Consider the following 26478-nt stretch of genomic DNA (forward strand, 5'->3'; position numbering starts at 1 on the left):
CGGGGTGTGGTTGCACAGTCCCACGTGGTGAAAGCAAACCCAAACACCTCGGCCGCGTCACCCGTTCGGGTGTCGCGGCCGAGGCGGTTCGCGCGGGTTCGCCGGCGCCGGGATCGAGGCCGGCGGATCAGGGGCGGCCCATGCCGCGGTACTCCCAGCCGGCCTGTGTCCACAGTGCCGAGTCGAGGCAGTTCCGGCCGTCGATGACCCGCCGCGCCGTGACCAGTTCGCCCAGGGCCGCCGGGTCGGCGTTGCGGAAATCGGCCCACTCGGTCAGCACGCAGACCAGGTCGGCGTCGCGGACCGCGTCGGCCATGCCCTGCTCGTACGTGACGTCCGGCAGTGCCTTGGCGGCGTTCTGCATGCCCTGCGGGTCGAAGACGTGCACGTCCGCGCCGGCCTTGTGCAGCATCGTCGCCACCGCCAGGGCGGGCGCGTCCCGCACGTCGTCCGAGTTCGGCTTGAACGTGGCGCCCAGCACGGCGATCCGGGTGCCGGACAGGTCCGGGCCCGCCGGGCCGGCCTTGCGGTCCAGCAGGTCGGCGGCGAGGTTGAGCACCCGGGTCCGGCGGCGCAGGTTGATCAGATCCACCTCGTGCAGGAACCGCAGCGCCTCGCCGGCGCCCAACTCCTGCGCCCGCGCCTGGAACGCGCGGATGTCCTTGGGCAGGCAGCCGCCGCCGAAGCCGACGCCGGCCTGGAGGAACCGGTTGCCGATCCGCGGGTCGTAGCCGATCGCCCGGGACAGTTGGGTCACGTCGCCGCCGGCCACCTCGCACACCTCGGCCATCGCGTTGACGAACGAGATCTTCGTGGCCAGGAACGCGTTCGCGGCCACCTTCACCAGTTCCGCGGTGGCGAAGTCGGTGACCACCACCGGCACCTCGCGGTCCTCGGTGGCGGCCAGGTCGAACACGCCCTTGTGCGCGGCGTAGAGCATGGCGTTGGCCCACTCGCTCTTGACCCCGACCACGATCCGGTTCGGCCGCAGCACGTCCTCGACCGCGAAGCCCTCCTGGAGGAACTCCGGCGACCAGGCCACCTCCACGCCCAGTTCCGCCGGGGTGTGCTTGGCGACCAGTTGGCTGACCCACTCCGCGGTGCCCACCGGCACCGTCGACTTGCCCACGATCAGCGCTTTGCGGGTCAGGTGCTGCGCGAGGTTCGTGACCGACGCCTCGACGTAGGTCAGGTCCGCGCCCAGGCTGCCGTCGGCCCGCTGCGGGGTGCCGACGCAGATGAAGTGCACGTCGCCGAAGTCGGCGGTCTCCGGGTAGCTGGTGCTGAAGCGCAGCCGGCCCGCGGCGAGGTTGCGGCGCAGCAACTCGTCCAGCCCCGGCTCGTGGAACGGCACCTCGCCGTTGGCCAGCTTCGAAATCTTCGCCTCGTCGACGTCGAACCCGAGCACCTCGTACCCGAGTTCGGCGAAGCAGATCGCGTACGTAGCGCCGAGATAGCCGGTACCCAGGAACGTCAGCCGGGGTCGGGGGGCGCCGGACGGCGGTGTCACCGGGCCGATGGCGGGCACACCCTGGCTGCTCGGGTACGGGATCGTCACGCTCGTCTCCGCTCAGGTCGGCGTCGCTGGAATCGCGGCGCCCGGGTAGTCGTCTGCATGCCCCGCCGGAGGGCCCGGGACGCACGTGAGAATAGCCCGTCCGGCCGCCCGCCCGCGTCCAGCACTTTAGTACCCGCCGGTAATATCGGGGTGCCGGCGGGGCGCCGGAGACTTTCGCGGCAGGGGGAGACGGGCATGTCCGACGGCGCGGATTTCACGGTCTACCAGCTAACGGAGGAGCACCGGGCGGTCCGGGAGGCGGTCCGGGAGGTCTGCGAAGCCCGGGTGGCGCCGCACGCCGCCGAGGCGGACGAAAACGCGGAGTTTCCCCAAGCTTCATACGACGCTCTCCGTTCCGCCGACTTCCACGCGCCGCACATCCCCGAGGAGTACGGCGGCGCGGGGGCGGATGCCCTGGCCACCGCCATCGTCATCGAGGAGGTGGCCCGCGCCTGCGCGGCCACGTCGCTGATCCCCGCCGTGAACAAGCTCGGCACTATGCCGCTGCTGCTGGCCGGCTCCACCGAGCTCAGGTCCCGCTACCTGCCGCCGGTCGCCCGGGGCGAGGCAATGTTCTCGTACTGCCTGTCGGAGCCCGAGGCCGGCAGCGACGCCGCCGCGATGACCACCCGCGCCGTCCGCGACGGCGACCACTACGTGCTCAACGGGGTCAAGCGGTGGATCACTAACGCCGGCGTCTCCGAGTACTACACGGTCTTCGCCACCACCGAGCCGGGCGCCGGCGCCCGGGGCATCTCCGCCTTCGTGGTGGAGAAGGGCGACCCCGGGGTCAGCTTCGGCGCCCCCGAGAAGAAGCTCGGCATCAAGGGCTCGCCGACCCGCGAGGTCTACCTCGACGACGTCCGCATCCCCGCGGACCGCGTGATCGGCGAGCCGGGCACCGGGTTCCGCACCGCCATGGCCACCCTGGACCACACCCGCGTCACCATCGCCGCCCAGGCCGTCGGCATCGCCCAGGGCGCCCTCGACCACGCCCGGCGCTACATCACGCAGCGCCGCCAGTTCGGCCGGCCGGTGGCCGACTTCCAGGGCATCCAGTTCATGCTTGCCGACATGGGCATGAAGCTGGAGGCGGCCCGCCAGCTCACCTACGCCGCGGCCGCCCGCTCCGAGCGCGGCGACGCCGACCTCACCTACTTCGGCGCCGCCGCCAAGTGCTTCGCCTCCGACGCCGCCATGGAGATCACCACGGATGCGGTGCAGCTGCTCGGTGGGTACGGCTACACCCGCGACTTCCCGCTGGAGCGCATGATGCGGGACGCCAAGATCACGCAGATCTACGAGGGCACCAACCAGGTCCAGCGCATCGTGATGGCCCGCCAACTGCTCAAGCGCTGAGTAGGATGCCCGCCCCGGCCGACCACCGGATCGCCGGCTGAGCCGGGGGCAGTCAGAACCGGCGGGTGTCGTCCGGATCCATCGGCGCCGGTGTGGCCCCGGCGTGGCCGGGCGGGGGGTACGCGCGCGGCGCACCGCCGTAGAGGGGCGTGGTGGTCTCGTCCAGCGTGGGGTCGGGGAGCGGCTGGGGCGCCGGAACGTACCCCGGTTGCTGGTACGGGTAGGCGGCCGGGCCGGAGTACGCGGGCGTGACGGGCTGGGCCGCGGTGGTTTCGTGGCGACGCCAGCGGCGCGGGCTGAACAGGGTGAGCAGGAGCGGGACCGCCAGCAGCGCGGCGACGCCGCCGGCCGGGACCTCGCCGACGCCCGTCAGGCTGCCCAGGTCGGTGGGGACGAGGTCGCGGAACGAGTCGTAGGCGAACATGGCCCAGCCGGTGGCGCCCAGGTAGGCCAGGCCGGCCAGCACCGGGCCGACCGGCGAGAGCCGGGCCAGGACCAGCAGGGCGTACAGCAGGCCGGCGGCCAGCAGGACGGCGAGGCCGAACAGGAGCAGCAGCGCGTCCGGGTGCTGGGGGGTGGCGTTGCCGGTGCGGGCGGCCAGGACGCGGTTGCCGCCGACGCCGACGCCGAGCCAGATGGCCGGCGCCAGGATCAGCGAGACCAGGAGCGAGAAGAGGTGGCGCATCTGCCCTCCCAGGGTTGCGTGGGCGCACGGTACCCCGCCCACGCAACCCGGGTCAGCGTCTGATCATCCGTCCCCGCGCGGCCGCGCGGGCGGCCCGCCGGGTCAGGCGGGCGACGGGGCGTCCCCGCGGCCGGCGGCGCGGGGCGGGGCGGACCAGGGGGAGCCGCCCGGCGCCGCCTGGGCGGCGGTGGACGTTTCGCCGGTGGCCGGGGACTGGTCGGATGGCCGGCCCGTCGCGGCCTCGGGCACCACATCGCTGAGCGGCCCGTCGGCCTGGGAGCGCGGTGCGGGTACCGGCGATGCCGGGGCGGTCGGACCCGGGGCGGGGCGCCGGCGGAACGAGGTGCCCAACCGGCTCACGTCGGCGAGGCGCTCGGTCGGAGGGGCCTGCTCCCGCGACGTGGTCCCGGGACCGGGTTGCACCGCGTCGCCGGTGGCGGCGGCGCCGACGCCGGCCAGCGCCGGGACGGGCTCCGGCTCCGCGGCCGGCCGGGGGCCGATGACGTCGGGCTCCGGTTCGGGAACGGGCGCCAGCGGCGTGTCGGTGCTGTCCACCAGGGCGGGGCTCGGCCAGCGGCGCCAGCGGTGGCGGCTGAACACGGCCATCAGCAGCAGCACGCCGATCACGCCGAGGGTGCCGTTGCGGACCGGCAGCAGCAGCGGCAGATCCTGATTCAGCACGGACCAGTTCGCCGGCACCGCGTCGCGCACGGCGAGCGGGTCCACGAACAGGGCGGCGTAGGGCGCGGCGAGCGCGAGGCCGGCGACGGCCGGGCCGAGGGGGGAGAAGCGCAGCGTGGCCAGTAGGCCCAGGAGGATCGCGGTGGCGCCGAGGTAGCAGGCGGGCCGGATCAGGTCGGCCGTGTCGAAGCGGCCCGTGTCCAGCCAGCCGTCGACCGTCCGGGTGGACCCGTCCTGGCCCAGGGCCACCAGGGCCCAGGTGAGCGGCGCGACAACGACTCCGGCGAGCAGGCTCCATAGATGTCGCATGCGCGCACCGTACCGTTTCCGGCATGACGGAGCACAGCGCTGATCTCGGACCGCAGGTCACGGCGCCGGCGGGCCGGCCGACCTCCTATTCGAGGGTCACGCTGAGTCGCATCATGACTGCGGTCGATGTCAATCTGTACGGGACCGTGCACGGCGGCGTCCTGATGAAGTTCGTGGACGACGTGGCCGGTGCGGCGGCGGCGCGGCACAGCGGCGGCACGGCGGTGACCGCCGCGATCGACGAGATCGTGTTCATCGAGCCGGTGCGGGTGGGCGACCTGGTGCACTCGCACGCCCAGGTGAACTGGACCGGCACCACCTCCATGGAGGTGGGCGTGAAGGTCGTCGCGGAGCGCTGGGACACGGTGGACGAGCGGCCCGTGGCGGTGGTCACGGCGTACCTGGTGTTCGTGGCGGTGGACGCGGCGGGCAACCCCCGGCAGGCGCGCCCGGTGCTGCCGGAGAGCCCGGACGACGCGCGCCGGTTCCGGGAGGCGGAGATCCGGCGGGCGCACCGGCTGGCCCGGCGGCGGGCGATCCAGGACCACCGCACCCGTGGGTAGCCGATGTGACCGCAGCAGCCCATGTGAACGGTCGGTAAGAGTGAGGCAGGATGGCCGGCGTGGATGACGTGCTCTGGACCCCGCCCGCCGACGTGCGCACCCGGTCCCGGATCGGCCGCTACCTGACCGACCTGGGCCGCCCCGGAGAGGACTACGCCGCCCTCTGGGAGTGGTCGGTCACCGACCTGCCCGGGTTCTGGCGCTCGGTCTGGAACCACTTCGGGGTCATCGCGCACGACCAGCCGACCGCCGTGCTCAGCGGCGCGGCGATGCCGGGCGTGCGGTGGTTCCCCGGCGCCACGCTGAACTACGCCGAGAACGTCCTGCGGGTGCCCGGGGTGGCCGACGACGAGCCGGTGGTGCTCGCGTACGGCCAGACCCGGGCGGCGAGCCGCCTGACCAAGGCGGAGCTGCGCGAGCAGGTGCGCCGGGTGCGGGCCGGGCTGCGGCGGCTGGGCGTCGGGCGGGGCGACCGGGTCGCCGCCTACGCGCCCAACATCCCCGAGACGTACGTGCTCATGCTCGCCACGGCCAGCCTGGGTGCGGTGTTCTCGTCCTGCGCGCCCGAGTTCGGCACCCGGAGCGTGACCGACCGCTGGCGGCAGATCGAGCCGGTGGTGCTGGTGGCGGTGGACGGGTACCGGTACGGCACCCGGTCGGTGGACCGGCGCGAGGAGGTCGCCGCGATCACCGCCGCGCTGCCGTCCCTGCGCCACGTGGTGCGCATCCCCTACCTGAACGCCGAGGTGGAGGGCGCACAGAGCGCCGGGGTGGAGGCCACGACCTGGGCCGGGTTGGCGGGGAACACCGACGAGCCGCTGGCGTTCGACCCGGTCCCGTTCGACCACCCGCTGTACGTGCTGTACTCCTCCGGCACCACCGGGCTGCCGAAGCCGATCGTCCACGGGCACGGCGGCATCCTGCTGGAGCACCTGAAGATGCTGGCCCTGCACCACGACCTGGGCCCCGGGGACCGCTTCTTCTGGTACAGCACCACCGGCTGGATGATGTGGAACTTCCTGGCCTCCGCGCCGGCCGTGGGCGCGGCGATCGTCCTGTACGACGGCGCACCCGACCTGGAGGGGACGTGGCGGCTGGCGCAGGAGTCCGGCATGACGTACCTCGGCACGTCGGCGCCGTTCCTGCTCGCCTGCCGCAAGGCGGGCGTCGTGCCGCGGGAGCTGGCGGACCTGTCCCGGCTGCGGGGCGTCGGCTCGACCGGTGCGCCGCTGCCCGACGAGGGCTTCGACTGGGTGTACCGGGCGGTCAGCGACACGGCGCAGTTGCAGTCCCTGTCCGGCGGTACGGACGTGTGCACCGGCTTCGTCGGCGGCTCCCCGCTGGTCCCGGTGTACCGGGGGCAGATCTCGTGCCGGGCGCTGGGCGCCAGGGTGGCGGCGTACGACCCGTCGGGCAGCCCGGTCGTGGGCCGGTTGGGCGAGTTGGTGATCACCGCGCCGATGCCCTCGATGCCGGTCGGCTTCTGGAACGACCCGGACGGGTCCCGGTACCGGGAGGCGTACTTCGACGTCTATCCGGGCGTGTGGCGGCACGGCGACTGGATCACCATCAGCGAGCGCGGCACCTGCGTGATTACCGGGCGCTCGGACGCCACGCTGAACCGGGGCGGCGTGCGCCTGGGCACCGCCGAGTTCTACTCGGTGGTCGAGGGCCTGCCCGAGGTGGTCGAGTCGGTGGTGATCCACCTGGAGGACCCGGCCGGCGGCCCGGGCGAGCTGCTGCTGTTCGTGGCGCTCGGCGAGGGCCTGGAGCTGGACGACGCGCTGCGCGCGAAGATCGTGGCCGAGTTGCGCACCGGCCTGTCCCCGCGGCACGTGCCCGACGAGATCTACCAGGTCCGCGCGGTGCCGCGCACGCTGTCGGCGAAGAAGCTCGAGGTCCCGGTGAAGAAGATCCTTACCGGGACGCCGGTCGCCGCGGCGGCCTCGGCCGGCGCGCTGGCGAACCCGGAGTCGCTGGTGGCCTTCGCGGAACTGGCGAAGAAGCGGGCCGCGAACACCGGGCCCGACTGACCGGGCCGTGTCCGGCCCGGTGACCGACCGGGCCGCTAACTGACCACCGTGGCCCGCTCGACCTCCGCCAGCTTCGCGAGCCGGGCGGGGTCGGCGTGCGCGCACAGCACGATCGAGGCGCGGGCGGCCAGCGGGGCGAGCAGCCAGTCCAGCGGGTCGGGGTGGGCGGCGGCGTCGAACAGCAGGCGCGTACCGGGTGCGTGCCCGGCCGCCGCCGCCCGGGCCAGCAGCTCCGCCTGGGAGACGTCCGGCAGCGCCGGCCCCACCGTCCCCATCGGCGTGAAGTGGTCGCCGAAGGCGCGCACCTCCAGCACGTAGTCGAGGACCCCGGGGGGTGCGTCCCGCATCGGGAGCGCCATCGGCGCGAGGGCCAACCCGTAGATGTCACCCGCCCCGCCCGCGTGGCCGGCGGCGCGATCCTGGGTGGCGAACGCCACCTCCGCGGGGGGTTCGCCGGCCACCGTCAGGCCCGCGGACCAGCAGCCGAGCAGCACGGCGGCGGTCTGCCAGTGCGGCGGGAGGTCCACCAGGGCGGCGTCGCCCTCGCCCAGGCCCAGCCCGTCCACGAGCAGGTTGGCCGTCTTGGCGACCCAGTTGGCGAGCGTGGCGCCGGACAGTTCGGTGCGCTCGCCGGTGCCGTCGTCGTAGAACGTCAGCAGCGGCCGGGCCGGGTCGGCGGCGACCGCGGCGGCGAGCGCCGCACCGATCGTGGCAGCCATTTCACCTCGCGTGACGTCGGGCGACTGTCGTAGATCTTCGCACGTGCGGCGCCGCGTCGCGGACATCGGGCGGCCGGCCGCTGGGCGTAGTCTTGCGCTCAGTGGTGCACGCCACAGTTACGCCCCAACAGACCGAGGAGCCGCCCCGTGACCGCCGGTAGTCCGCCTCGCATACTCGTCGATGCCACGAGTGTCCCCGCCGACCGGGGAGGCGTGGGAAGGTACGTCGACGGCCTGTTGGGCGCGCTGGGCCGGCACACCGGCACCACGGTGGATCTCTCCGTGGTCGCGCAGCGCACGGACCTGGAGCGGTACTCCCGGATGCTGCCCGGCGCGGACGTGATCGCGGCGCCCGCCGCGGTGGCGCACCGCCCCGCCCGGCTGGCCTGGGAGCAGACCGGCCTGCCGCTGCTGGCCCAGCAGGTCGGCGCGCGGGTGTTGCACTCGCCGTTCTACACCTGTCCGCTTCGGGTGGGATGCCCGGTCACCGTCACCGTGCACGACGCGACCTTCTTCACCGAGCCGGAGCACTACGACAAGTCCCGCCGGACCTTCTTCCGCAGCGCGATCAAGACCTCGCTGCGCCGGGCCGCCCGGGTGATCGTGCCGAGCAAGGCCACCCGGGACGAGTTGATCCGGCTGCTGGACGCCGACCCGACCACGATCGACGTGGCGTACCACGGGGTGGACCACGCGGCGTTCCACGCCCCGTCGGACGACGAGAAGGCGCGGGTGCGGGCCCGGCTGGGCCTCGGCGACACGCCGTACGTGGCGTTTCTGGGCGCCAAGGAGCCCCGCAAGAACGTGCCGAACCTGATCCGCGGCTGGGTCCGGGCGGTCCGGGAACGCCAGCAGCCGCCGGCCCTGGTGATCGCCGGCGGGCAGAGCCACGACGACGAGATCGACCGCGCCGCCGCCGAGGTACCGCAGCACCTGCGCCTGCTGCGCCCGGGATACCTGCGGTACGCGGACCTGCCCGGCTTCCTCGGCGGCGCGCTGGTCTCGGCGTACCCGTCCTACGGGGAGGGCTTTGGCCTGCCGATCCTGGAGGCGATGGCGTGCGCCGCGCCGGTGCTGACCACGCCCCGGCTGTCCCTGCCCGAGGTGGGCGGCGACGCGGTCGCGTACACCAGCGAGGCGCCGGAGCAGATCGCCGCGGACCTGGCCGCGCTGCTGGACGACGAGCCGCGCCGGCTGGCCCTGGCCAAGGCGGGCTTCGACCGGGCCAAGGAGTTCACCTGGGATTCCAGCGCCGAGGTGCACATCTCGGCCTGGAACCGCGCTACGGCGTGACGGTTCCCGGCGGTCCGCCACGGCCGGGTGGGGCGCTCGGGCAGAATGGTCCGATGCTCTACGCCGTGATCCCCGCCGGCGGCAGCGGTACCCGCCTGTGGCCGCTGTCCCGGGCGACCAACCCGAAGTTCCTGCACCCGCTGACGGGTACGGCGTCCTCGCTGCTCCAGGCCACCGTGCGCCGGCTGGAGCCGCTGGTCGTGCCGGCTCGCACGTTCGTGGTGACCGGCGTGGCGCACGCCGCCGCCGTGGCCCGCCAGCTACCCGCCCTGCCCGAGCCGAACATCCTGGTCGAGCCGTCCCCCCGGGATTCGTGCGCGGCGATCGGGCTGGCCGCGGCGGTGATTGCCCGGCGGGATCCGGACGCGATCATGGGGTCGTTCGCCGCCGACCACCTGATCGGCGACGGCGAGCGGTACGTGGAGACGATCCGGCGCGCGGTGGCCGGTGCCGAGCGTGGCCTGCTCATGACCGTCGGGATCAAGCCGACCGTGCCGGAGACCGGCTACGGGTACCTGGAGTGCGGCGAGTCGATCGACGGCGGGCCGGTGCGCCGGGTGGCCCAGTTCCGGGAGAAGCCGTCCCGGGACGTGGCGGTGGAGTACGTCCGCGACGGCCTGCACCTGTGGAACGCCAGCATGTTCGTGTGGCGGGTGGGGGTGTTCCTGGCCGAGTTGGCCCGCCAGCAACCGGAGCTGCACGCCGGGCTGGTCGAGATCGCCGCCGCCTGGCAGACGCCGGCGCAGGAGGCGGTGCTCGGCGAGGTCTGGCCGAAGCTGCCGAAGATCTCGGTGGACTACGCGGTGATGGAGGGCGCGGCGACGGCCGGCCTGGTCGCCACCGTCCCGGGCGACTTCGGCTGGAACGACGTCGGCGACTTCCACACGCTCGGCGACGTGCTCCCCCCGGACGAGCGCGGCAATGTCGTGCTCGGCGCGAGCCCGGTCGCCGAGGCGGCGGTGGTCGCGACGGAGGAGCCCGGCGAGCCGAAGCCGGGCGTCCTGCTGTACGACTCGACCGGCCTGGTCGTGGTCCCCTACTCGGGGCGGCTGGTCGCCGCGCTCGGGGTCAAGGATCTGATCGTCGTGGACACGCCGGACGCGGTGCTGGTCTGCCCGCGCGAGCGGGCCCAGGACGTCAAGAAGCTGGTCGATGAGCTGAAGGCGCGCGGGGACCTCAGCCTGGTCTGACCGCCGCCGGCCGGGGAGGGGTCCGGCGGCGGGCGGCACCTCCACGGCCGTGGCCGTGAACCCTCGTGGCGACCGCCCGGGCGTGGCATTCCCCGCCGGACCCCGTTCCCGGAACCCTCCCGGGTCCGGCGCGCCCAGCATGCCCAATGCGCCGCCGGCCGTCGAGCAATTTCAGCGAGCGCCGAAAGTGGCAGGCCGTGCGGGTGCGAGCGGCCGGTACAGTGCGCATGGCGGCGGCTGCCGGTGGTCGTGCGCGTGGGAGAGCGAGGATGCTGAGGATCGTCTTCACGGGCGACGACCTGGCCCGCACCAGGGTCGCGGCCGCGCCCGACCCGGTCTGGGAGTTGATCCTCAGCCTGCACCAGTTGCAGGGCCGCAGCCGGGACCCGATCGCCGCCGGCTGGCGGCGCGAGGTGACCGGCCGGCTGCGCCGGGACCAGCTGCTCGGCCCGTTCCGGCTGCTGTTCGCGCTGAACCCGCCGCGCGGCTACTTCCCCGACTTCCTCACCCCCGCGGCGAGCCGGGAGGGGTTCGAGGCGGGCCTGGAGGCGGTGCGCTCGACGCCGACCCGCCTGGTGCGCCGGGACCTGTCCGTGCTGGTGGCGCAGAACCCGCCGGGCGGGCCGCTGCACGGCACGCTCGCCACCGGCGAGGCCACCGCGCTGGTGCGCGGCGGGGCGCAGGCGCTGCGCGACCTGACCGATTCGATGACCCGCTACCGCCGGGTCGCCGTCGACCCGTACTGGACCCGCATGCTGGCCGCCGTGGAGGCGGACCGGCGGCGCCGGGCCCGGGCGGTCCTGGACGGCGGCGTGGAGGGGCTGCTGACCAGCTTCCCCCCGCAGATGCTCTGGGTGCCGGGCGGCGGCGCGGGCGTGCTGGAGGTGCCCGGCTACCCGTCCAGCCGTGAACTGCACCTGAACGGGCGCGGCCTGCTACTGGTGCCGTCGTTCTTCTGCAACCCGGTACCGGTGGCCCTGCTCGACCCGGAACTGCCCCCGGTGCTGGTCTACCCGGTGGACCGGCTCGGCGGCGCGCTGGACCGCCCCGCCACCGACCAGCCCGCGGTCGCCCTGGCGGCGCTGCTCGGCCGGACCCGGGCGGCGGTGCTGGCGGTCGTCGGCGAGGGCTGCTCCACCGGCGAGTTGGCCCGCCGGCTGCACATCTCGCCCGCCGCCGCCAGCCAGCACGCCACCGTGCTGCGCAACGCCGGGCTGCTCAGCACCCAGCGGGACCGCAACACCGTGCTGCACACGCTGACCCCGCTGGGCCGGGCGATCCTCGAGGCCAGCTAGCCGATCGCGACCACCACGGCGGTGACGTCGTGCTCGGCAGGGCGCACCCACGAGGCCACGCCCTCGGCGGCCAGCGCCGCGCGGAGCCGGTGCGCGTCCGCCCCGAGCCGGATCAGCGCCGCCGGGCCGGCGGTCTGCGGCACGGCGCAGCGCACGCCGCCCGGCTCGGACGCGAGCACCGTGTCCGGGCCGAGCGCGGCCGTCACCGCGCCGATCGCCCGGTTCACCGCCATGGCGTCCACTTCGGCCGGTGGCGACGCCTGCGCCGGGGCGTCGGGAAGCCCGGCGGCGGCGCGCAGCCCGGCGGCCCGCGCCTCGGCGGTGCCGAGCGAGAACAGATCCTGCGCCGCGCCGCGGATCAGGGCGGCGACCCCGCCGTCCGGCGCGTCCACCGGCGTCGCCGGCGGTACCGGGTAGCCGCGCACCACCGCCACCGGTACCCGGTCGCGCTTGCCCTTGACCAGCTCCGCCGCCCCCGCCAGCTGGTCCACCACGGCCATCTGGGTCAGGTGCAGCTCGTTGCCGTACGGGTCGACCTGGCCGCGGTGGTCGCGCAGCGCGCCGATGCCGGCGGCGCCGAGCGCCACGTCGGTGAGGCCGAGCCGCCACGGGCGGCCCATCGTGTCCGAGACGACCACCGCGACGTCCAGCCCGTACCGCTCGCGCAGCTCGGTACGCAGGTGCCGGGCGGACGCGTCCGGGTCCTTCGGGAGCAGCACCACCCGGTCGGGCTCCACATTGGAGGAGTCGATGCCCGCGTTGGCCATGACGAACCCGTGGTGGGTCTGCACGATCCGGGTGCCGCCGCGGGCGGCGACCGTGCGGGCGGTCTCGGCGGCCAGCACGTCCCGGCGGGCGGCGTCGCGCGCCGGACCGGCCGGCGGCAGGTCCACCAGCCGCCCCTCGGCCTTCGACACGATCTTGCTGGTCACCACCAGCACGTCGCCGTCGCGCAGCCACGGCGCCGCCGCCGTGATCAGCGCCGGCAGGTCGTCGCCCGGCCCCACCTCGCCGATGCCCTCGACCGGCAGGATCTCCAGGGCCTTCGGCGTGCCCTGCGGCTGGCCCCCCGGCTGGTCGCCGGCCCGGCTCCCCGGCCGGCTCCCGTCGTGGCCCCCACTCATCCGCGCGCTCCCGCCAGATCCACCGCCGCGGCGACCATCGCCGCCGTGGCCCGCTCGTCCGTCATCCACAAGGGTGCCGCCCGCACCGCCAGGCCGGGAACCCTGGCGCCCTCGTCCGAGGAGTCCACCAGGTACGCGTCCAGGATGCCGCCCTCCGCCCGGGCGCCGTAAAGGCCGCCGACCCCCTCCGCCGTGCACGGGACACCGACCACCGCCAGGCACTTGTCGGCCATCCCGCGCACCGGGGCGCCGCCGATGATCGGCGACACGCCGACCACCGGGGCGGCCGCCGCGGTCAGCGCGTCCCGCAGGCCCGGCACGGCCAGGATCGGCGCGATGCTCACCACCGGGTTGCTCGGCGCCACCAGCACCAGGTCCGCGCCGGCCAGCGCGTCCAGCACGCCCGGCGCCGGCTTCGCCGACTCCGCGCCGACGAACACGAACCGCTCGGTCGGCACCTCGGCCCGGTACCGGACCCACCACTCCTGGAAGTGGACCGCCCGCCGGCCGTCCGGCAGCTCGGCCACCGCGTGCGTCTCCAGGCGGTCGTCGGTCGCCGGCAGCAGGCGTACCCCGGGCTGCCAGCGGGCGCACAGCGCCTCGGTGACCGCGGACAACGGGTACCCGGCGTTCAGCATCCTCGTGCGGACCAGGTGCGTGGCGAGATCCTTGTCGCCCAGGCCGAACCAGGTCGGCTCCGCGCCGTAGGCGGCCAGTTCGGACTTGACCGTCCACGACTCGCCGGCCCGGCCCCAGCCGCGCTCCGGGTCGGCCGCGCCGCCGAGTGTGTACATCACGCTGTCCAGGTCGGGGCAGATCCGCACACCGTGCATCCACGCGTCGTCGCCGACGTTCACCACGGCGGTGATGTCCGCGCCCACCTCGGCGGCATGGGCGCGCACTCCCAGCAGGAAGCGGGCCCCGCCGATCCCGCCGGCCAGCACCACGATGCGCATCCGCCCATCCTCGCTCACCCGGTCGGGTCCGGGGTCGGCGGGTTTCCCCGGATGGCGGATCGGAAACAAGCCACACCGTGGCGGGGGACTAGAGTCACGGACGATTCAGGCAACTGACCGCAGATGACGCGACAGGGGGAAGTGTGACCACCCAACCCGAGCCCGGCCCCGGCGGCGACCGGTCCGCCAGCCAGCTCACCCGGCCGCTGCGCGAACTCGCCGCGCTGGTCCTGCTCGGCGCGACGGCGGTGTTCCTGTTCGTCGCGCTGCTCGACCTGCTGATCCCCAACGACTTCGGCGCCAACGACTTCGGCGGGCGCTCCGCCAGCAGCTTCGGCGGCTTCGGCGGCGGCTTCATCAACCTGGTGACGATCGGCTTCCCGTTCCTCGCGGTGCTGCTGGCGACCCACCTGACGCCGCCCGTACCGCGGGCCAAGCTGATCGTCCTCGCCGCGCTGATCGAGTACGGCGTGATGGCCCTGTTCGGGGTCCTGTTCGGCTTCATCGTGGGCCTGGTGAACATCGTCGGGTTCAGCTTCCGGCAGGCGTTCGAGCAGCTGCTGGCCCGGGCCGCCTGGCTGGCCGTGCTGGCGCTGGTCGGGTTCGCCGTCTACAAGATCTGGCGCACGCTGTACTACGTGCCGAAGCCGGCCGCGCCTGCCCCGCCGGCCGGGTATCCGCAGGGCTACGGCCAGCCCGGCTACGGCCAGCAGCCGGGGTACGGCCAGCAGCCGGGGTACTACCCGGGTCAGCCGGGGCAGCAGCCCCCGTACGGGCAGTCGCAGGGGTACGAGCAGCCCGGCATGTTCGGTGGGGCCGGCGCGACGCAGCAGGTGCCGCAGTACGGGCAGCAGCCCGGGTACGGGCAGCAGCCGGGCCAGCAGGGCTACCAGCCGTACGGTGCGCCGTCGATGCCGCCCGCGCCGAACGTCCCGGGCACCCCGTCGTCCGCGCCGCCGGCCGGTAGCCCCGGCAAGGAGGAGAACCGCACGCAGCACATCAACCCCGGCAGCCAGCAGCCGTCCGCCGGTTCCCCGCCGCCCCAGCAGTACGGCGAGGGGTACGGCGATCAGGGGTACGGCGACCAGCCGCGACACTGACGCGCGAGCGATGGGCTCCCCGCTGCGCCTGGGTGGAGCGGGGAGCCCGTTCGTGTGCGGGCCTTCAGGATCGACTGTCGGTGCTGGGGCCTAGGCTGGCAGGCGTGCCGGGAATCGCTGAACCGACCGAGGCGAGCGTGCGGCGGGCGCTGCACCGGGCCGCCACCGGGCGCCCGCTGGATCTGGCCGAGGCGGCCGCGCTGCTGTCGGCCCGCGGCGCCGGCCTGGAGGAGTTACTGGCCCTCGCCGGCGCGGTCCGCGACGCCGGGCTGCGCGACGCGGGTCGCCCCGGCGTCGTCACGTACAGCCGCAAGGTCTTCATCCCGCTGACCCGGCTCTGCCGCGACCGCTGCCACTACTGCACGTTCGCCACCGTGCCGCACCGGCTGCCCGCCGCGTTCCTGGAGCGCGAGGAGGTCCTCGCGATCGCCCGCGCCGGCGCCGCCCAGGGCTGCAAGGAGGCGCTGTTCACCCTGGGGGACCGGCCGGAGCAGCGGTGGCCGGCCGCCCGCGCCTGGCTGGACGAGCGCGGCTACGACTCCACACTGGACTACCTGCGCGCCTGCGCGATCGCGGTCCTGGAGGAGACCGGGCTGCTGCCGCACCTGAACCCGGGCGTGCTGAGCTGGGCCGAATTGCAGCGGCTCAGGCCGGTCGCGCCGAGCATGGGCATGATGCTGGAGACCACGGCGAGCCGGCTGTGGTCCGAGCCGGGCGGCCCGCACTACGGCTCGCCGGACAAGGAGCCCGCCGTCCGGCTGCGGGTGGTGGCCGACGCGGGGCGCGTCGCGGTGCCGTTCACCACCGGCATCCTCATCGGCATCGGCGAGACGCCCGAGGAGCGGGTCGACGCCCTGTTCGAGATCCGCCGGGCGGCCCGCGAGCACGGCCACGTCCAGGAAGTGATCGTGCAGAACTTCCGCGCCAAGCCGGACACGGCGATGCGCGGCATGCCCGACGCCGAACTGCACGACCTGGCCGCCACGGTCGCGGTGGCACGCCTGGTGCTCGGCCCGCGCGCCCGGGTCCAGGCCCCGCCGAATCTGATCGCCGGCGAGTACGACCTGCTGCTGCGGGCCGGCATCGACGACTGGGGCGGCGTCTCGCCGGTCACCCCGGACCACGTGAACCCGGAGCGGCCGTGGCCGCAGATCGAGGAACTGGCCGAGCGCAGCGCGGCGGCCGGCTTCACGCTGCGCGAGCGGCTCACCATCTACCCCGAGTACGTCAACCGCGGCGAGCAGTGGCTGGACCCGCGGCTCGCCGCGCACGTCGCCGCGCTGGCCGACCCGGCGACCGGGCTGGCGGACGGCTCCGCCCGCCCGGTGGGCCGGCCCTGGCAGGAGCCGGAGACCCCGTTCGTGGCCGCCGGCCGCACCGACCTGCACGCCTCGATCGACACCGAGGGACGGGCCGGCGACCGGCGCGGCGACTTCGACTCCGTCTACGGTGACTGGTCCGCGATCGCCGAGCACGCCGCCCGCACCGCAAGCCCGGCGGGGGAGCGCACCGGGTCCGATGTGCTCGCCGGGCTGCGCCTGGCGGCCACCGAGCCCGCGGCCCTGCTGGAGCCCCGGCACGAGGCCACCGCGCTGGCCCTGTTCGGCGCGGCCGGCTCCGCGCTGGAGGAGCTGTGCCGCATCGCCGACGACCTGCGCCGGGACGCGGTCGGCGAGGACGTCACCTACGTGGTCAACCGGAACATCAACTTCACCAATGTCTGCTACGTCGGCTGCCGGTTCTGCGCCTTCGCCCAGCGGGAACGGGACGCTGACGCGTACCGGCTCTCGCTGGAGCAGGTCGCGGACCGTGCGCAGCAGGCGTGGGCGGCCGGCGCCACCGAGGTCTGCATGCAGGGCGGCATCGACCCGAAGCTGCCGCCCACCGCGTACGCGGACCTGGTCCGCGCCGTGAAGCAGCGGGTACCGGGCATGCACGTGCACGCCTTCTCCCCGATGGAGATCGTCACCGCGGCCAGCAGGGCGAACCTGCCCATCCGGGAGTGGCTCGCGATGGTCCGGGAGGCGGGGCTGGACACGATCCCGGGCACCGCCGCCGAGATCCTCGACGACGACGTGCGCTGGGTCCTCACCAAGGGCAAGCTCCCCGCGGCGACCTGGGTCGAGGTGGTCACCGCCGCGCACGAGGTTGGCCTGCGCTCCAGCTCCACGATGATGTACGGGCACGTGGACCACCCGCGGCACTGGCTCGGGCACTTCCGCGTGCTGGCCGGCATCCAGGACCGCACCGGCGGCTTGACCGAGTTCGTGGCGCTGCCGTTCGTGTACACCAACGCCCCGATCTACCTGGCCGGCATCGCCCGCCCGGGGCCGACCTGGCGGGAGAACCGGGTGGTGCACGCCATGGCCCGGGTGCTGTTGCACGGCCGCGTCGCGAACATCCAGTGCTCGTGGGTCAAGCTCGGCGACGAGGGGACCGCGGCGATGCTCCGCGGCGGCTGCAACGACCTGGGCGGCACGCTGATGGAGGAGACCATCTCCCGGATGGCGGGTTCGGAGCATGGTTCCGCCCGTACCGTGGCGCAGTTGACCGCCCTGGCCGCCGCCGCCGGCCGCCCGGCGCGGCAGCGGACCACCGTCTACAGCGGTCCGATAGCCGACTGAGAACGGCCCCACCCGGCGCGCCGCGATTAACTCCGGCGACGCGCCGGGTAGGGCGTTACCCGCGTGGGGTCTGGATCGATAGCCAGTCAGCGGTAGCCCGAGAGCCGTCCCCGCGAGTCGCGTACAAAGCGCCGGAAGGCCACCCCATTTATCAGGTTCGGCTTGACGACGCACGCATTACACGCGTGTAATTTCACCGGGGTGGTTCGAACGGCGCCTGGGTAAAGCGTTCGTATTCGGACCAATGCCACGCCTGCCGCGTGGGGGGTCACCAACCGGCACCGCTGCCGGTCTGGGAAAAGGAGGCAGCAGATGGATGGTCGGACGGTCGGCGCCGACCTGCTCGGGGATGCGCCCGAGTGGCAGGAGCGGGCCCTGTGCTCGCAGACCGACCCGGAGGCGTTCTTCCCGGAGAAGGGGGGATCCACCCGGGAAGCCAAGCGGATCTGCTCCCGGTGCGAGGTCAAGACCGAGTGCCTGGAGTACGCGCTCGGCCACGACGAGCGCTTCGGCATCTGGGGCGGACTGTCCGAACGGGAGCGCCGCAAGCTCAAGCGCCGCGTGGCCTGACGGGCTCGCTGGCGACCGGTCGGGGGGCCGGTCGTCAGTCCAGCTCGTCGGGGTCCACGCCGAGCAGGTTCGCCACCTGCTCGATGATCACGTCGTGTACCAGGTCCGCCAGGTCCTCCCGGTCCATCGCCCGGAACTCCAGCGGCCGCCGGTACAGCACGATGCGGGGCGGCATCTGGGAGCGCCCGGGCCGCCCGGGCAGCAGCCGCGCCAGCGGCACCTCGCCGTCCTCCAGCACGTCCGAGTCGTAGACGTTCAGGTCCGGGGGAACGTCCTCGACGGCGAACTCCACGCCGGCCAGTTCCTTGGCGTACCGGCGCTCGAGCGCCTCCACGGCGTCCAGTACCAGGTCGTCGAAGATCTCCGCCTTGGTCCGGGACAGCGGCACGGATGCCGGTACCAGCCGCCCGCGCAGGCCACGCCCGTGGCGGTCGCGGTGCGGACGGGGGTCGGGGCGGCGGCGGTCGGCGGTGCTCACGGGCACAGATTAGCGCCGGCCGGGCTACGATGTCGGTGGCCCGCCGGGCTTCGCCCTCGCTGTGATCGGCACTGCCCGGCGTGTCGTGTTAACAACCGGATAGGGTCAGGCGGTAGAAGGGATACGGTCCACCGCGTGAGGTCACCACGGCGCTGCTCCCGCAACGGCTGCCCCCGCCAGGCGGTCGCCACGCTGACCTATGTCTATGCCGAATCCACCGCCGTCGTCGGGCCGTTGGCCGCGTTCTCCGAGCCGCACACGTACGACCTGTGCGAGCCGCACGCGCGCAGCCTCACCGCACCGCGCGGCTGGCAGGTCGTCCGGCATGAGGGGGAGTTCCGCCCACCGCCGCCGACCCCCGACGACCTGGTCGCCCTCGCCGAGGCCGTCCGTGAGGCCGCCCGCCCGGCGCCCCGTCACGCCGACGACACCGGCGACATCACCCAGAGCACCGGCCGCCGCGGCCACCTGCGCGTCATCCCGCCCAACGCCTCCTGACGCCCGCGCCCAACGCCCCGCGCCGCGCCTGCTCCCGTCCTGCGCGCGCCCGCGCCGCGCCGGCCCGCCCCCGTTCCCGCGTCTGCCTGCGTCGGTCGACCTGCTCCCGTGCCCGCGTCTGCGCCGGGTCTGCCCGCTCCCGTGCCCGCGTCTGCGCCGGGTCTGCCCGCTCCCGTTCCTGCGTCAGCGCTCCCTCCAGGGCTCGGTGGCGGCGTTCCCCGCCGGGTACGGGTACCTTGTCGCGTCGCTTTGCTCTGCTTCCGCATGGGAAACAGCACCCTTACCCGTACTGTCGGTGATAGATAGTGAGATCTTGGTATAGACACGCCCATTATGTGGCTGATTCGTACCAAGATCTGCGTCCGGGTGCCGGCGCGGGAAGGCTCGCGCCCGGTAAGGGGTGGCGTGTCCTATGCGGAAGCAGAGCAAGGCGGGTGGACGAGACAGTGTCGACCCGCAACCTGGCGTAGGGGCACCAAGCGGGCCGCCGCTGCGGCCGGCCCGGTTCAGCAGTACGGCGTCACAGGCGGTTCCACGCCTCCGTGAGTACGGCGCGCAGGATCCGCTCGATCTCGTCGAAGTGCGCCTGGTCGCAGACCAGCGGCGGGGCGAGCTGGACCACCGGGTCGCCCCGGTCGTCGGCCCGGCAGTAGAGGCCGGCCTCGAACAGGGCGGTGGACAGGAAGCCGCGCAGCAGCCGCTCCGACTCGTCGTCGTCGAAGGTCTCCCGGGTGGCCTTGTCCTTGACCAGTTCGATGCCGAAGAAGAAACCATCGCCCCGGACGTCCCCGACGATCGGCAGGTCACCGAGTTTGTCCAGGGTGGCCCGGAAGCCGGCGGAGCTGGCGCGCACGTGGCCGACCAGGTCCTCGCGGGCGAACAGGTCGAGATTGGCGAGGGCCACCGCGCAGGAGACCGGGTGGCCGCCGAACGTGATGCCGTGCGCGAACATGTCGGTCCCGTCGAGGAACGGCTCGATCAGGCGGTCGTCCGCGATCATCGCGCCGAGCGGGGCGTAGCCGGACGTGATGCCCTTGGCGGTGGTGATGATGTCCGGCCGGTACCCGTAGCGCTGCGCGCCGAAGTACTCGCCGAGCCGGCCCCAGGCGCAGATCACCTCGTCCGAGACGAGCAGCACGTCGTACTCGTCGCAGACCTCGCGGACCCGCTGGAAGTACCCGGGCGGCGGCGGGAAGCAGCCGCCGGAGTTCTGTACCGGCTCGAGGAAGACCGCGGCGACGGTGTCCGGGCCCTCCCGTTCGACGGCGCGGGCGATCTCGTCGGCGGCCCACCGGCCGAAGTCGGCAAGGGAGTCGCCGTGCTCGGGCGCCCGGTAGAAATTGGTGTTCGGGACCTTGATGCCGCCGGGGACCAGCGGCTCGAAGTCGCTCTTGATGCCGGGCAGCCCGGTGATCGACAGCGCGCCCATCGACGTGCCGTGGTAGGCGATGAAGCGGCTGACCACCTTGTGCTTGGTGGGCTTGCCGACCCGCTTGTAGTAGGCGCGGGCCAGCTTCCACGCGGACTCCACGGCCTCCGAGCCGCCGGTGGTGAAGAAGACCCGGTTGAGGTCGCCGGGGGCGAGCGCCGCGATTCGCTCGGCCAGTTCCACGGCGGTGGGGTGGGCGTAGGACCAGAGGGGGAAGTAGGCCAGTTCGGCGGCCTGCTTCGCGGCGGCCTCGGCCAGTTCGGTGCGTCCGTGCCCGGCGTTGACGACGAACAGGCCGGAGAGCCCGTCGAGGTAGCGGCGACCCTGCGCGTCCCATATGTAGGCCCCCTCGCCGCGGACGATCGTGGGCACGTCGCCGGATCGGTACGCGGACATCCGGGTGAAGTGCATCCAGAGGTGGTCGGTGGGGTTCGCCATGCCGTCGGTTATCGCACACCCGGAGGCGGCTGGCAAGAGGGAACCGTCGCTTGGAAGCTAAGTTACCGCGAAATCCGTAGCTGTCGTTGTAACTAGCGACGGATTCCGTATCAGGGTGTTCCCCAGGTGTAGGTCTGCTTGCGCAGCTTGAGGTACACGAACGCCTCGGTCGCGACCACGCCCGGCACCTCCCGCAACCGCTGCAGGATCTGGAGCAGGTGGTCGTCGTTGCGGCAGACCACCTCGGTGAGCAGGTCGAACGAGCCGGCCGTGATCACCACGTAGTCCACCTCGTCCAGTTCGGCGAGGCGGTCGGCCACCTCTGCCAGGTCCCCGCTGGCCCGGATGCCGATCATGGCCTGGCGGGGAAAGCCGAGTTGGAGCGGGTCGGTGACCGCGACGATCTGCATGACGCCCGCGTCCAGCAGCCGCTGCACCCGCTGCCGGACCGCCGCCTCGGACAGGCCGACCGCCTTGCCGATGGTCGCGTAGGGGCGCCGGCCGTCCTCCTGAAGCTGCTCGATGATCTGCTTCGCCACGTCGTCGAGCAGGGCACTCGGCGCCGGCGCCGGGCCGGTGCCGCCCGCCGGGCCGCTGTGGCGCCGCCTGGAACTGGCCATCTCGCTCCTCCCGGTGACCCGCCTGAGGTCACGATCATGAATTATTCCGGCCGGTTTCCGGTGTCGCTGCCCGGGCCCACGCTAGAAAGATCCATGCGCCTGTTGATCGTCGGCGCCGGAGGCGTCGGCTCCGCCGCCGCCGCCATCGCCGCCCGCCGCCAGTTCTTCGACGCGTGCGTCGTCGCCGACCACGACCCCGCGCGGGCCGCCCGGGCGGTGGCCGGCGCGGACCGGCGCTTCGTCGCCGCCCGGGTGGACGCCGCCGACCCGGCCGCCGTCACCGCGCTGTGCGCGGAGCACGGCATCACGCACGTGCTCAACGCGGTCGATCCGCGGTTCGTGCTGCCGGTCTTCGACGGCGCCTTCGCCGCCGGCGCGCACTACCTGGACATGGCCATGTCGCTCTCCCGGCCGCACGCCACCAACCCGTACGCCGATCGACGTGCTGCGCACGCTGCACAAGCTTGGCCTGGACTCCACCACCCCGCTCACGGTGGGCGGGGTCCGCGTCTCGCCGCGCGACGTGGTCGCCGCCTGCCTGCCCGACCCGGCCACCATCGGAGGCAGGATGCGCGGCAAGACCTGCGCCGCCACCTGGGTCCGCGGCACGGGTGTTGACGGCGCCGCCCGGGAGGTCTACCTCTATCACGTGGTCGACAACGAGTGGTCGATGGCGGAGTACGGCCACCAGGCCGTGGTCTGGCAGACGGCGATCAACCCGGTCATCGCGCTGGAACTGCTCGCCTCCGGCGAGTGGTCCGGCGCGGGCGTGCTCGGCCCCGAGGCCCTGCCGCCCCGCCCGTTCCTGAACAAGCTGACCGAGTACGGCTCGCCCTGGGGGGTGCGCGAATGACCCGCTACGGCGCCATGTTCGGCCCGGACATCACCTTCCTCGGCGTGCCACCCTGCGATCTGTCGGCGCTTGATGGTCGCGCCGACGTCATCATCCTCGGCGCACCGTTCGACGGCGGGACCTCGCACCGCCCCGGTACCCGCTTCGGCCCGCAGGCGATCCGCCAGGCGTGCTACCTGCCGCACGACGGTTCCCGCCCGTCGCTGGCGATGCGGGTGGACGGACTGAAGGACCTGCGCGTCTACGACGCGGGCGACGTGGAGATGTTCGCGGGCGACATCGAGCGCTCGCTCGGCGCACTGGAGGCGGCGGTGTTCACGGTCGCCGCCGCCGGCGCCATCCCGATCGTCCTCGGCGGCGACCACTCCATCGCCCTCCCCGACGCCACCGGTGTCGCCCGCCACCACGGACTCGGCCGGGTCAGCCTGGTCCACTTCGACGCGCACGCCGACACCGGGGACGTCGAATTCGGTTCCCTGTACGGCCACGGGCAGCCCATGCGGCGGCTGATCGAGTCCGGCGCGGTCCGCGGCGACCGGTTCCTCCAAATAGGACTGCGAGGCTACTGGCCCGGCCCGCAGACGCTGGACTGGATGGCCGGCCAGCGGATGCGCTCGTACGAGATGACCGAGATCGTGGCCCGCGGCCTGGACGAGTGCCTCACCGAGTCGTTCGGCATCGCCACCGACGAGTGCGAGGGCGTCTTCCTCTCGGTCGACGTGGACGTGGTGGATCCGGGCATGGCCCCCGGCACCGGGACGCCGGAGCCGGGCGGGCTGACGGCGCGGCAGTTGCTCGACGCGGTCCGCCGCTGCTGCTACGAACTCCCGATCGTCGGGGTGGACGTGGTGGAGGTGGCGCCCCCGTACGACCACGCGGAGATCACCGCGTACCTGGGCAACCGCGTCGTCCTCGAAGCCCTGTCGGCGATCGCCCGCCGCCGCTCCTCCCTGCCACCCTGGACCCCCACCCAACCCCTCCTCGACAACCGCTAGCCCCTCTCCCCGGTGGGGTGACCGCGGTGCGGCGCTTCGCCAACTCCGCCGAGGTGCTCGTCACGCGTCGATCGCGTGCATCACGTGCTTGATCCGGGTGTAGTCCTCCAGCGAGTACACCGAGAGGTCCTTGCCGTGGCCCGAGTGCTTGAACCCGCCGTGCGGCATCTCCGAGACGAACGGGATGTGCGTGTTCACCCAGACGCAGCCGAAGTCGAGCTTGCGGGTCATCCGCATGGCGCGCCCGTGGTCCCTCGTCCAGACCGACGCGGCGAGGCCGTACTCGACCCCGTTGGCCCAGCGGACCGCCTCCTCCTCGTCGGTGAACCTCTGCACGGTGATGACCGGGCCGAAGACCTCCCGCTGGATGATCTCGTCCTGCTGGCGGAGCCCGGAGACGACCGTCGGCGCGTAGAAGTACCCCCGCTCGCCGACCCGGGCGCCGCCGGTGTGCAACTCGGCGTGGTCGGGCAGCCGGTCCACGAAGCCGCTGACCCGGGCGAGTTGGGTGGCGTTGTTGAGCGGGCCGTACCGCACGTCCTCGTCGTCAGGGGCGCCGGTGCGGGTGTTGCGCGCCTGCTCGGTCAGCGCCGCGACGAGGTCGTCGTACAGGCCGGGCGCGGCCAGGACCCGGGTGGCGGCGGTGCAGTCCTGCCCGGCGTTGAAGTACCCGCCGACCGCCAGCGCCTCGGCGGCGGCGGCGAGGTCGGCGTCGTCGAAGATCACCGCGGGCGCCTTGCCGCCCAGTTCGAGGTGGGTGCGCTTGAGGTCGGGCGCGGCGGCGGCCGCCACCGCCATGCCGGCCCGGGTGGAACCGGTGATCGAGACGAGCTGCGGGGTCGGGTGCGCGACCAGGGAGCGGCCGGTGTCCCGGTCCCCGCACACCACGTTGAACACGCCCGGCGGCAGGAACTCGGCGGCGATCTCCGCGAGCAGCAGCGTCGACACCGGCGTGGTGTCGGACGGCTTGAGTACCACGGTGTTGCCGGCGGCGAGCGCGGGGGCGATCTTCCAGATCGCCATCATCAGCGGGTAGTTCCACGGCGTGACCTGGGCGCAGACGCCGATCGGCTCGCGCCGCACGTAGGACTCGTGCCCCGCCAGGTAGCCGCCGGCGGAGCGGCCCTCGAGCAGGCGGGCGGCGCCGGCGAAGAAGCGCAGTTCGTCCACGCAGGGCGGCAGTTCCTCGTCCGCGGTCAGCCGCCGCGGCTTGCCGGTGTTGCGCACCTCCGCGTCGACCAGGTCGGCGGCGCGCGCCTCCACCGCGTCGGCGAACTTCAGCAGCACTCGCTGCCGCTCCGCGGGGGTCGCGCCGGCCCAGCCCTCGAACGCCGCGCCGGCCGCGCGCATGGCCGAATCGACGTCCCGTGGACCGGACACCGGCGCGCTGGCGAACACCTCGCCGGTGGACGGGTCGATGAGGTCGGCGTACCCGCCGTCCACCGGCGCCACGAAATCACCGTTCACGAAGTTGCGCAGGGCCTGCTTCTCGCCCATCAACGTCCCCCTGTACCACCGTGGTCCTCGGTAACGGGCCATCCTCGCCACTAAATCCGTACGACACAAGGCCGAGTGCGACGGTTTACGCTGCGTGTATGGAGACCACCCCCTTCTGGCTCGCGGGTGAACCCGCGCACGGCGAGGACGCCGTCAGGGTGACCCACCCGTCCGACGGCTCTCTAGTCGGCACCACCACCAACGCGACCGAAGCGCAGGTCGAGCGCGCCGTCGCGGCGGCGCACGCCGCCGCGCCCGGGTTCGCCGCGCTGCCCGCCAGCGCCCGCGCCGCCGCCCTGGACCACGTCTCCCGCCGCCTCGCCGAGCGGGCCGGCGAGATCGCCCGGCTCATCACCGGCGAGAACGGCAAGCCGCCCCGCTGGGCCGCCGCCGAGGTGGCCCGGGCCGCCTCCACGTTCCGCTGGGCGGCCGAGGAGGCGCGCCGCTTCTCCGGCGACCTCCAGCGCCTCGACACCGACCCGGCCGCCGCCGGCCGGATCGCCGTGGTGCGCCGCTTCCCGCGCGGCCCCGTCCTCGGCATCAGCCCATTCAACTTCCCGCTGAACCTGGTCGCGCACAAGGTCGCGCCGGCCGTCGCGGTGGGCGCGCCGATCATCGTCAAGCCGGCGCCCGCCACCCCGCTGACCGCGCTGCTGCTCGGCGGGATCCTGGCCGAGACCGACCTGCCGCCCGGCGCCTTCTCCGTCCTTCCGCTGCCGAACGACCGCGCCGCCGCGCTGGTCCGGGAGCCCCGCCTGCCGGTGGTCTCGTTCACCGGCTCCGGGCCGGTCGGCGCCGCCATCCGGGCCGCCGTCCCGCACAAGCACGTCACGCTCGAACTCGGCGGCAACGCCGCCGCCCTGCTCTGCGCCGACTGGTCCAGCCCCGAGGATCTCGCGTTCGCCGCGGCGCGCATCGCCACCTTCGCCAACTACCAGGCCGGCCAGAGTTGCATCGCGGTCCAGCGGGTGTACGTGCACCAGTCGCTGTACGACGAGTTTCTGCCGCGCCTGGTGGCGGCGGTCGAGGCGCTGGACCCGGCGGGCGACGTCGGCCCGCTGATCTCGGCGGCGGCGGCCGAGCGGGTCCGGTCCTGGGTGGACGAGGCGGTCGCCGCCGGCGCGCGCGTGGCGACCGGCGGCCACCGGGCGGGCTCCACCTACCGGCCCACGGTGCTGACCGGGGTGCCGCCCACCGCCAAGGTGGTCACCGAGGAGGTCTTCGGCCCGGTCCTGGCCGTCTCGCCGGTCTCCGACGACACCGCCGGTCTCGCCGCGATCAACGACTCGGCGTACGGGCTCCAGGCGGGCGTGTTCACCCACCGGCTGGACGTGGCGTTCACCGCGCACCGCACGCTGGAGGTCGGCGGCGTCATCGTCGGGGACGTGCCCTCGTACCGGGCCGACCAGATGCCGTACGGCGGCGTGAAGGGCTCCGGCGCCGGCCGGGAGGGGGTCCGCAGCGCCATGGAGGACTACACCGAACCCCGCGTCCTGGTCCTGACCGGCCTGGAGCTGTAGCGGCGGACCCCGGCGGGACGCCACCGGCCCGGCTCCTGGGGCCGCTGAGGGCCCTGTCGGGTCGCGGTACCGGTGAGGGCGTCAAGTCGAC

The 26478-nt window shown here is 73.8% G+C and carries 23 protein-coding genes and 1 pseudogene; 14 read left to right on the forward strand and 10 right to left on the reverse strand.

The features are described from left to right. Window positions 1-127 precede the first annotated feature (127 nt). Window positions 128-1558 carry a UDP-glucose dehydrogenase family protein gene (locus tag KJS59_RS15475; RefSeq protein ID WP_213453587.1) on the reverse strand — a complete coding sequence of 477 codons (1431 nt, stop codon included), beginning with the start codon at window positions 1556-1558 and terminating at the stop codon, window positions 128-130. A gap of 195 nt (window positions 1559-1753) precedes the next feature. Here KJS59_RS15475 and KJS59_RS15480 point away from each other — a divergent pair, with 195 nt between their 5' ends. After that, window positions 1754-2917, forward strand: a complete 1164-nt coding sequence (locus KJS59_RS15480; protein WP_213453588.1) for an acyl-CoA dehydrogenase family protein — start codon at window positions 1754-1756, stop codon at window positions 2915-2917. A 52-nt stretch (window positions 2918-2969) separates the two neighbouring features. Here KJS59_RS15480 and KJS59_RS15485 read toward each other — a convergent pair whose 3' ends face one another. Together KJS59_RS15485 and KJS59_RS31210 are read right to left on the reverse strand one after the other, a co-directional pair. Further along, window positions 2970-3602, reverse strand: coding sequence for a hypothetical protein (locus KJS59_RS15485; RefSeq protein WP_213453589.1), 633 nt, complete (start codon window positions 3600-3602; stop codon window positions 2970-2972). Window positions 3603-3704: 102 nt separating this feature from the next. After that, the gene (locus tag KJS59_RS31210; protein ID WP_213453590.1) at window positions 3705-4592 is read right to left on the reverse strand and encodes a hypothetical protein; all 888 of its coding nucleotides are present in this window, start codon (window positions 4590-4592) and stop codon (window positions 3705-3707) included. 23 nt (window positions 4593-4615) lie between these two features. Between KJS59_RS31210 and KJS59_RS15495 the strand changes: the two genes are divergently transcribed. Further along, window positions 4616-5155: an acyl-CoA thioesterase gene (locus tag KJS59_RS15495; protein ID WP_213453591.1), complete on the forward strand. Its 540-nt coding sequence runs from the start codon at window positions 4616-4618 to the stop codon at window positions 5153-5155. A 59-nt stretch (window positions 5156-5214) separates the two neighbouring features. After that, window positions 5215-7188, forward strand: a complete 1974-nt coding sequence (locus tag KJS59_RS15500) for an acetoacetate--CoA ligase (protein ID WP_213453649.1) — start codon at window positions 5215-5217, stop codon at window positions 7186-7188. Between the two features lie 35 nt (window positions 7189-7223). Here the strand turns inward: KJS59_RS15500 and KJS59_RS15505 are convergent, their stop codons facing one another. Then, window positions 7224-7907: a TIGR03089 family protein gene (locus KJS59_RS15505; RefSeq protein ID WP_213453592.1), complete on the reverse strand. Its 684-nt coding sequence runs from the start codon at window positions 7905-7907 to the stop codon at window positions 7224-7226. Between the two features lie 147 nt (window positions 7908-8054). On the opposite strand from KJS59_RS15505, the gene KJS59_RS15510 reads away from it, so the two are divergent. The 3 genes from KJS59_RS15510 to KJS59_RS15520 all read left to right on the forward strand — a co-directional run bounded on the left by KJS59_RS15510 (window position 8055) and on the right by KJS59_RS15520 (window position 11685). After that, on the forward strand, window positions 8055-9200 hold the full coding sequence (locus tag KJS59_RS15510; RefSeq protein ID WP_213453593.1) for a glycosyltransferase family 4 protein: 1146 nt from the start codon (window positions 8055-8057) through the stop codon (window positions 9198-9200). A 53-nt stretch (window positions 9201-9253) separates the two neighbouring features. Continuing rightward, window positions 9254-10390, forward strand: a complete 1137-nt coding sequence (locus tag KJS59_RS15515; RefSeq protein ID WP_213453594.1) for a mannose-1-phosphate guanylyltransferase — start codon at window positions 9254-9256, stop codon at window positions 10388-10390. Window positions 10391-10659: 269 nt separating this feature from the next. After that, window positions 10660-11685 (forward strand): ArsR/SmtB family transcription factor, encoded by a 1026-nt coding sequence (locus KJS59_RS15520; protein WP_213453595.1) that lies wholly within the window; start codon window positions 10660-10662, stop codon window positions 11683-11685. Here KJS59_RS15520 and KJS59_RS15525 read toward each other — a convergent pair. Both KJS59_RS15525 and cofD read right to left on the reverse strand, forming a co-directional pair. Beyond that, on the reverse strand, window positions 11682-12809 hold the full coding sequence (locus KJS59_RS15525; RefSeq protein ID WP_213453596.1) for a coenzyme F420-0:L-glutamate ligase: 1128 nt from the start codon (window positions 12807-12809) through the stop codon (window positions 11682-11684). The genes KJS59_RS15520 and KJS59_RS15525 overlap by 4 nt on opposite strands. Next, a complete protein-coding gene (gene cofD, locus KJS59_RS15530) occupies window positions 12806-13765 on the reverse strand; it encodes a 2-phospho-L-lactate transferase (RefSeq protein WP_213453597.1) in 960 nt (319 codons plus the stop codon). Before cofD ends, KJS59_RS15525 begins: the two co-directional genes overlap by 4 nt. 143 nt (window positions 13766-13908) lie before the next feature. Between cofD and KJS59_RS15535 the strand changes: the two genes are divergently transcribed. The 3 genes from KJS59_RS15535 to KJS59_RS15545 all read left to right on the forward strand — a co-directional run bounded on the left by KJS59_RS15535 (window position 13909) and on the right by KJS59_RS15545 (window position 18059). Next, window positions 13909-14865 (forward strand): ABC-2 transporter permease, encoded by a 957-nt coding sequence (locus KJS59_RS15535; protein WP_213453598.1) that lies wholly within the window; start codon window positions 13909-13911, stop codon window positions 14863-14865. Between the two features lie 104 nt (window positions 14866-14969). Further along, on the forward strand, window positions 14970-17489 hold the full coding sequence (locus tag KJS59_RS15540; protein ID WP_213453599.1) for a bifunctional FO biosynthesis protein CofGH: 2520 nt from the start codon (window positions 14970-14972) through the stop codon (window positions 17487-17489). A gap of 312 nt (window positions 17490-17801) precedes the next feature. Continuing rightward, entirely contained in the window at window positions 17802-18059 is a 258-nt protein-coding gene (locus KJS59_RS15545) for a WhiB family transcriptional regulator (RefSeq protein ID WP_213453600.1), read from the forward strand. Window positions 18060-18093: 34 nt separating this feature from the next. Here the strand turns inward: KJS59_RS15545 and KJS59_RS15550 are convergent, their stop codons facing one another. Next, window positions 18094-18537, reverse strand: a complete 444-nt coding sequence (locus tag KJS59_RS15550; protein WP_213453601.1) for a metallopeptidase family protein — start codon at window positions 18535-18537, stop codon at window positions 18094-18096. Between the two features lie 135 nt (window positions 18538-18672). Between KJS59_RS15550 and KJS59_RS15555 the strand changes: the two genes are divergently transcribed. Beyond that, the gene (locus KJS59_RS15555; RefSeq protein WP_213453602.1) at window positions 18673-19035 is read left to right on the forward strand and encodes a DUF3499 domain-containing protein; all 363 of its coding nucleotides are present in this window, start codon (window positions 18673-18675) and stop codon (window positions 19033-19035) included. Between the two features lie 520 nt (window positions 19036-19555). On the opposite strand, the gene KJS59_RS15560 is transcribed toward KJS59_RS15555, so the two are convergent. Together KJS59_RS15560 and KJS59_RS15565 are read right to left on the reverse strand one after the other, a co-directional pair. Continuing rightward, on the reverse strand, window positions 19556-20902 hold the full coding sequence (locus tag KJS59_RS15560) for an aspartate aminotransferase family protein (protein ID WP_213453603.1): 1347 nt from the start codon (window positions 20900-20902) through the stop codon (window positions 19556-19558). Window positions 20903-21012: 110 nt separating this feature from the next. Beyond that, window positions 21013-21522, reverse strand: coding sequence for an Lrp/AsnC family transcriptional regulator (locus KJS59_RS15565; protein ID WP_249714249.1), 510 nt, complete (start codon window positions 21520-21522; stop codon window positions 21013-21015). Window positions 21523-21615: 93 nt separating this feature from the next. On the opposite strand from KJS59_RS15565, the pseudogene KJS59_RS31215 reads away from it, so the two are divergent. The 3 genes and pseudogenes from KJS59_RS31215 to speB form a co-directional block, all read left to right on the forward strand. Beyond that, window positions 21616-21912, forward strand: a pseudogene (locus KJS59_RS31215) (saccharopine dehydrogenase NADP-binding domain-containing protein); the annotation flags it as partial. Between the two features lie 52 nt (window positions 21913-21964). Further along, a complete protein-coding gene (locus KJS59_RS31220) occupies window positions 21965-22375 on the forward strand; it encodes a saccharopine dehydrogenase family protein (RefSeq protein WP_249714251.1) in 411 nt (136 codons plus the stop codon). Then, window positions 22372-23370, forward strand: coding sequence for an agmatinase (gene speB, locus KJS59_RS15575; protein WP_213453604.1), 999 nt, complete (start codon window positions 22372-22374; stop codon window positions 23368-23370). The genes KJS59_RS31220 and speB overlap by 4 nt, the downstream gene beginning before the upstream one ends. A gap of 60 nt (window positions 23371-23430) precedes the next feature. Here the strand turns inward: speB and KJS59_RS15580 are convergent, their stop codons facing one another. Beyond that, on the reverse strand, window positions 23431-24867 hold the full coding sequence (locus KJS59_RS15580) for a gamma-aminobutyraldehyde dehydrogenase (protein WP_213453605.1): 1437 nt from the start codon (window positions 24865-24867) through the stop codon (window positions 23431-23433). 98 nt (window positions 24868-24965) lie between these two features. Between KJS59_RS15580 and KJS59_RS15585 the strand changes: the two genes are divergently transcribed. Further along, the gene (locus KJS59_RS15585; RefSeq protein ID WP_213453606.1) at window positions 24966-26387 is read left to right on the forward strand and encodes an aldehyde dehydrogenase family protein; all 1422 of its coding nucleotides are present in this window, start codon (window positions 24966-24968) and stop codon (window positions 26385-26387) included. The last annotated feature ends 91 nt before the right edge of the window (window positions 26388-26478 follow it).

Source organism: Rhizomonospora bruguierae (assembly GCF_018397995.1).
GTDB lineage: Bacteria > Actinomycetota > Actinomycetes > Mycobacteriales > Micromonosporaceae > Rhizomonospora > Rhizomonospora bruguierae.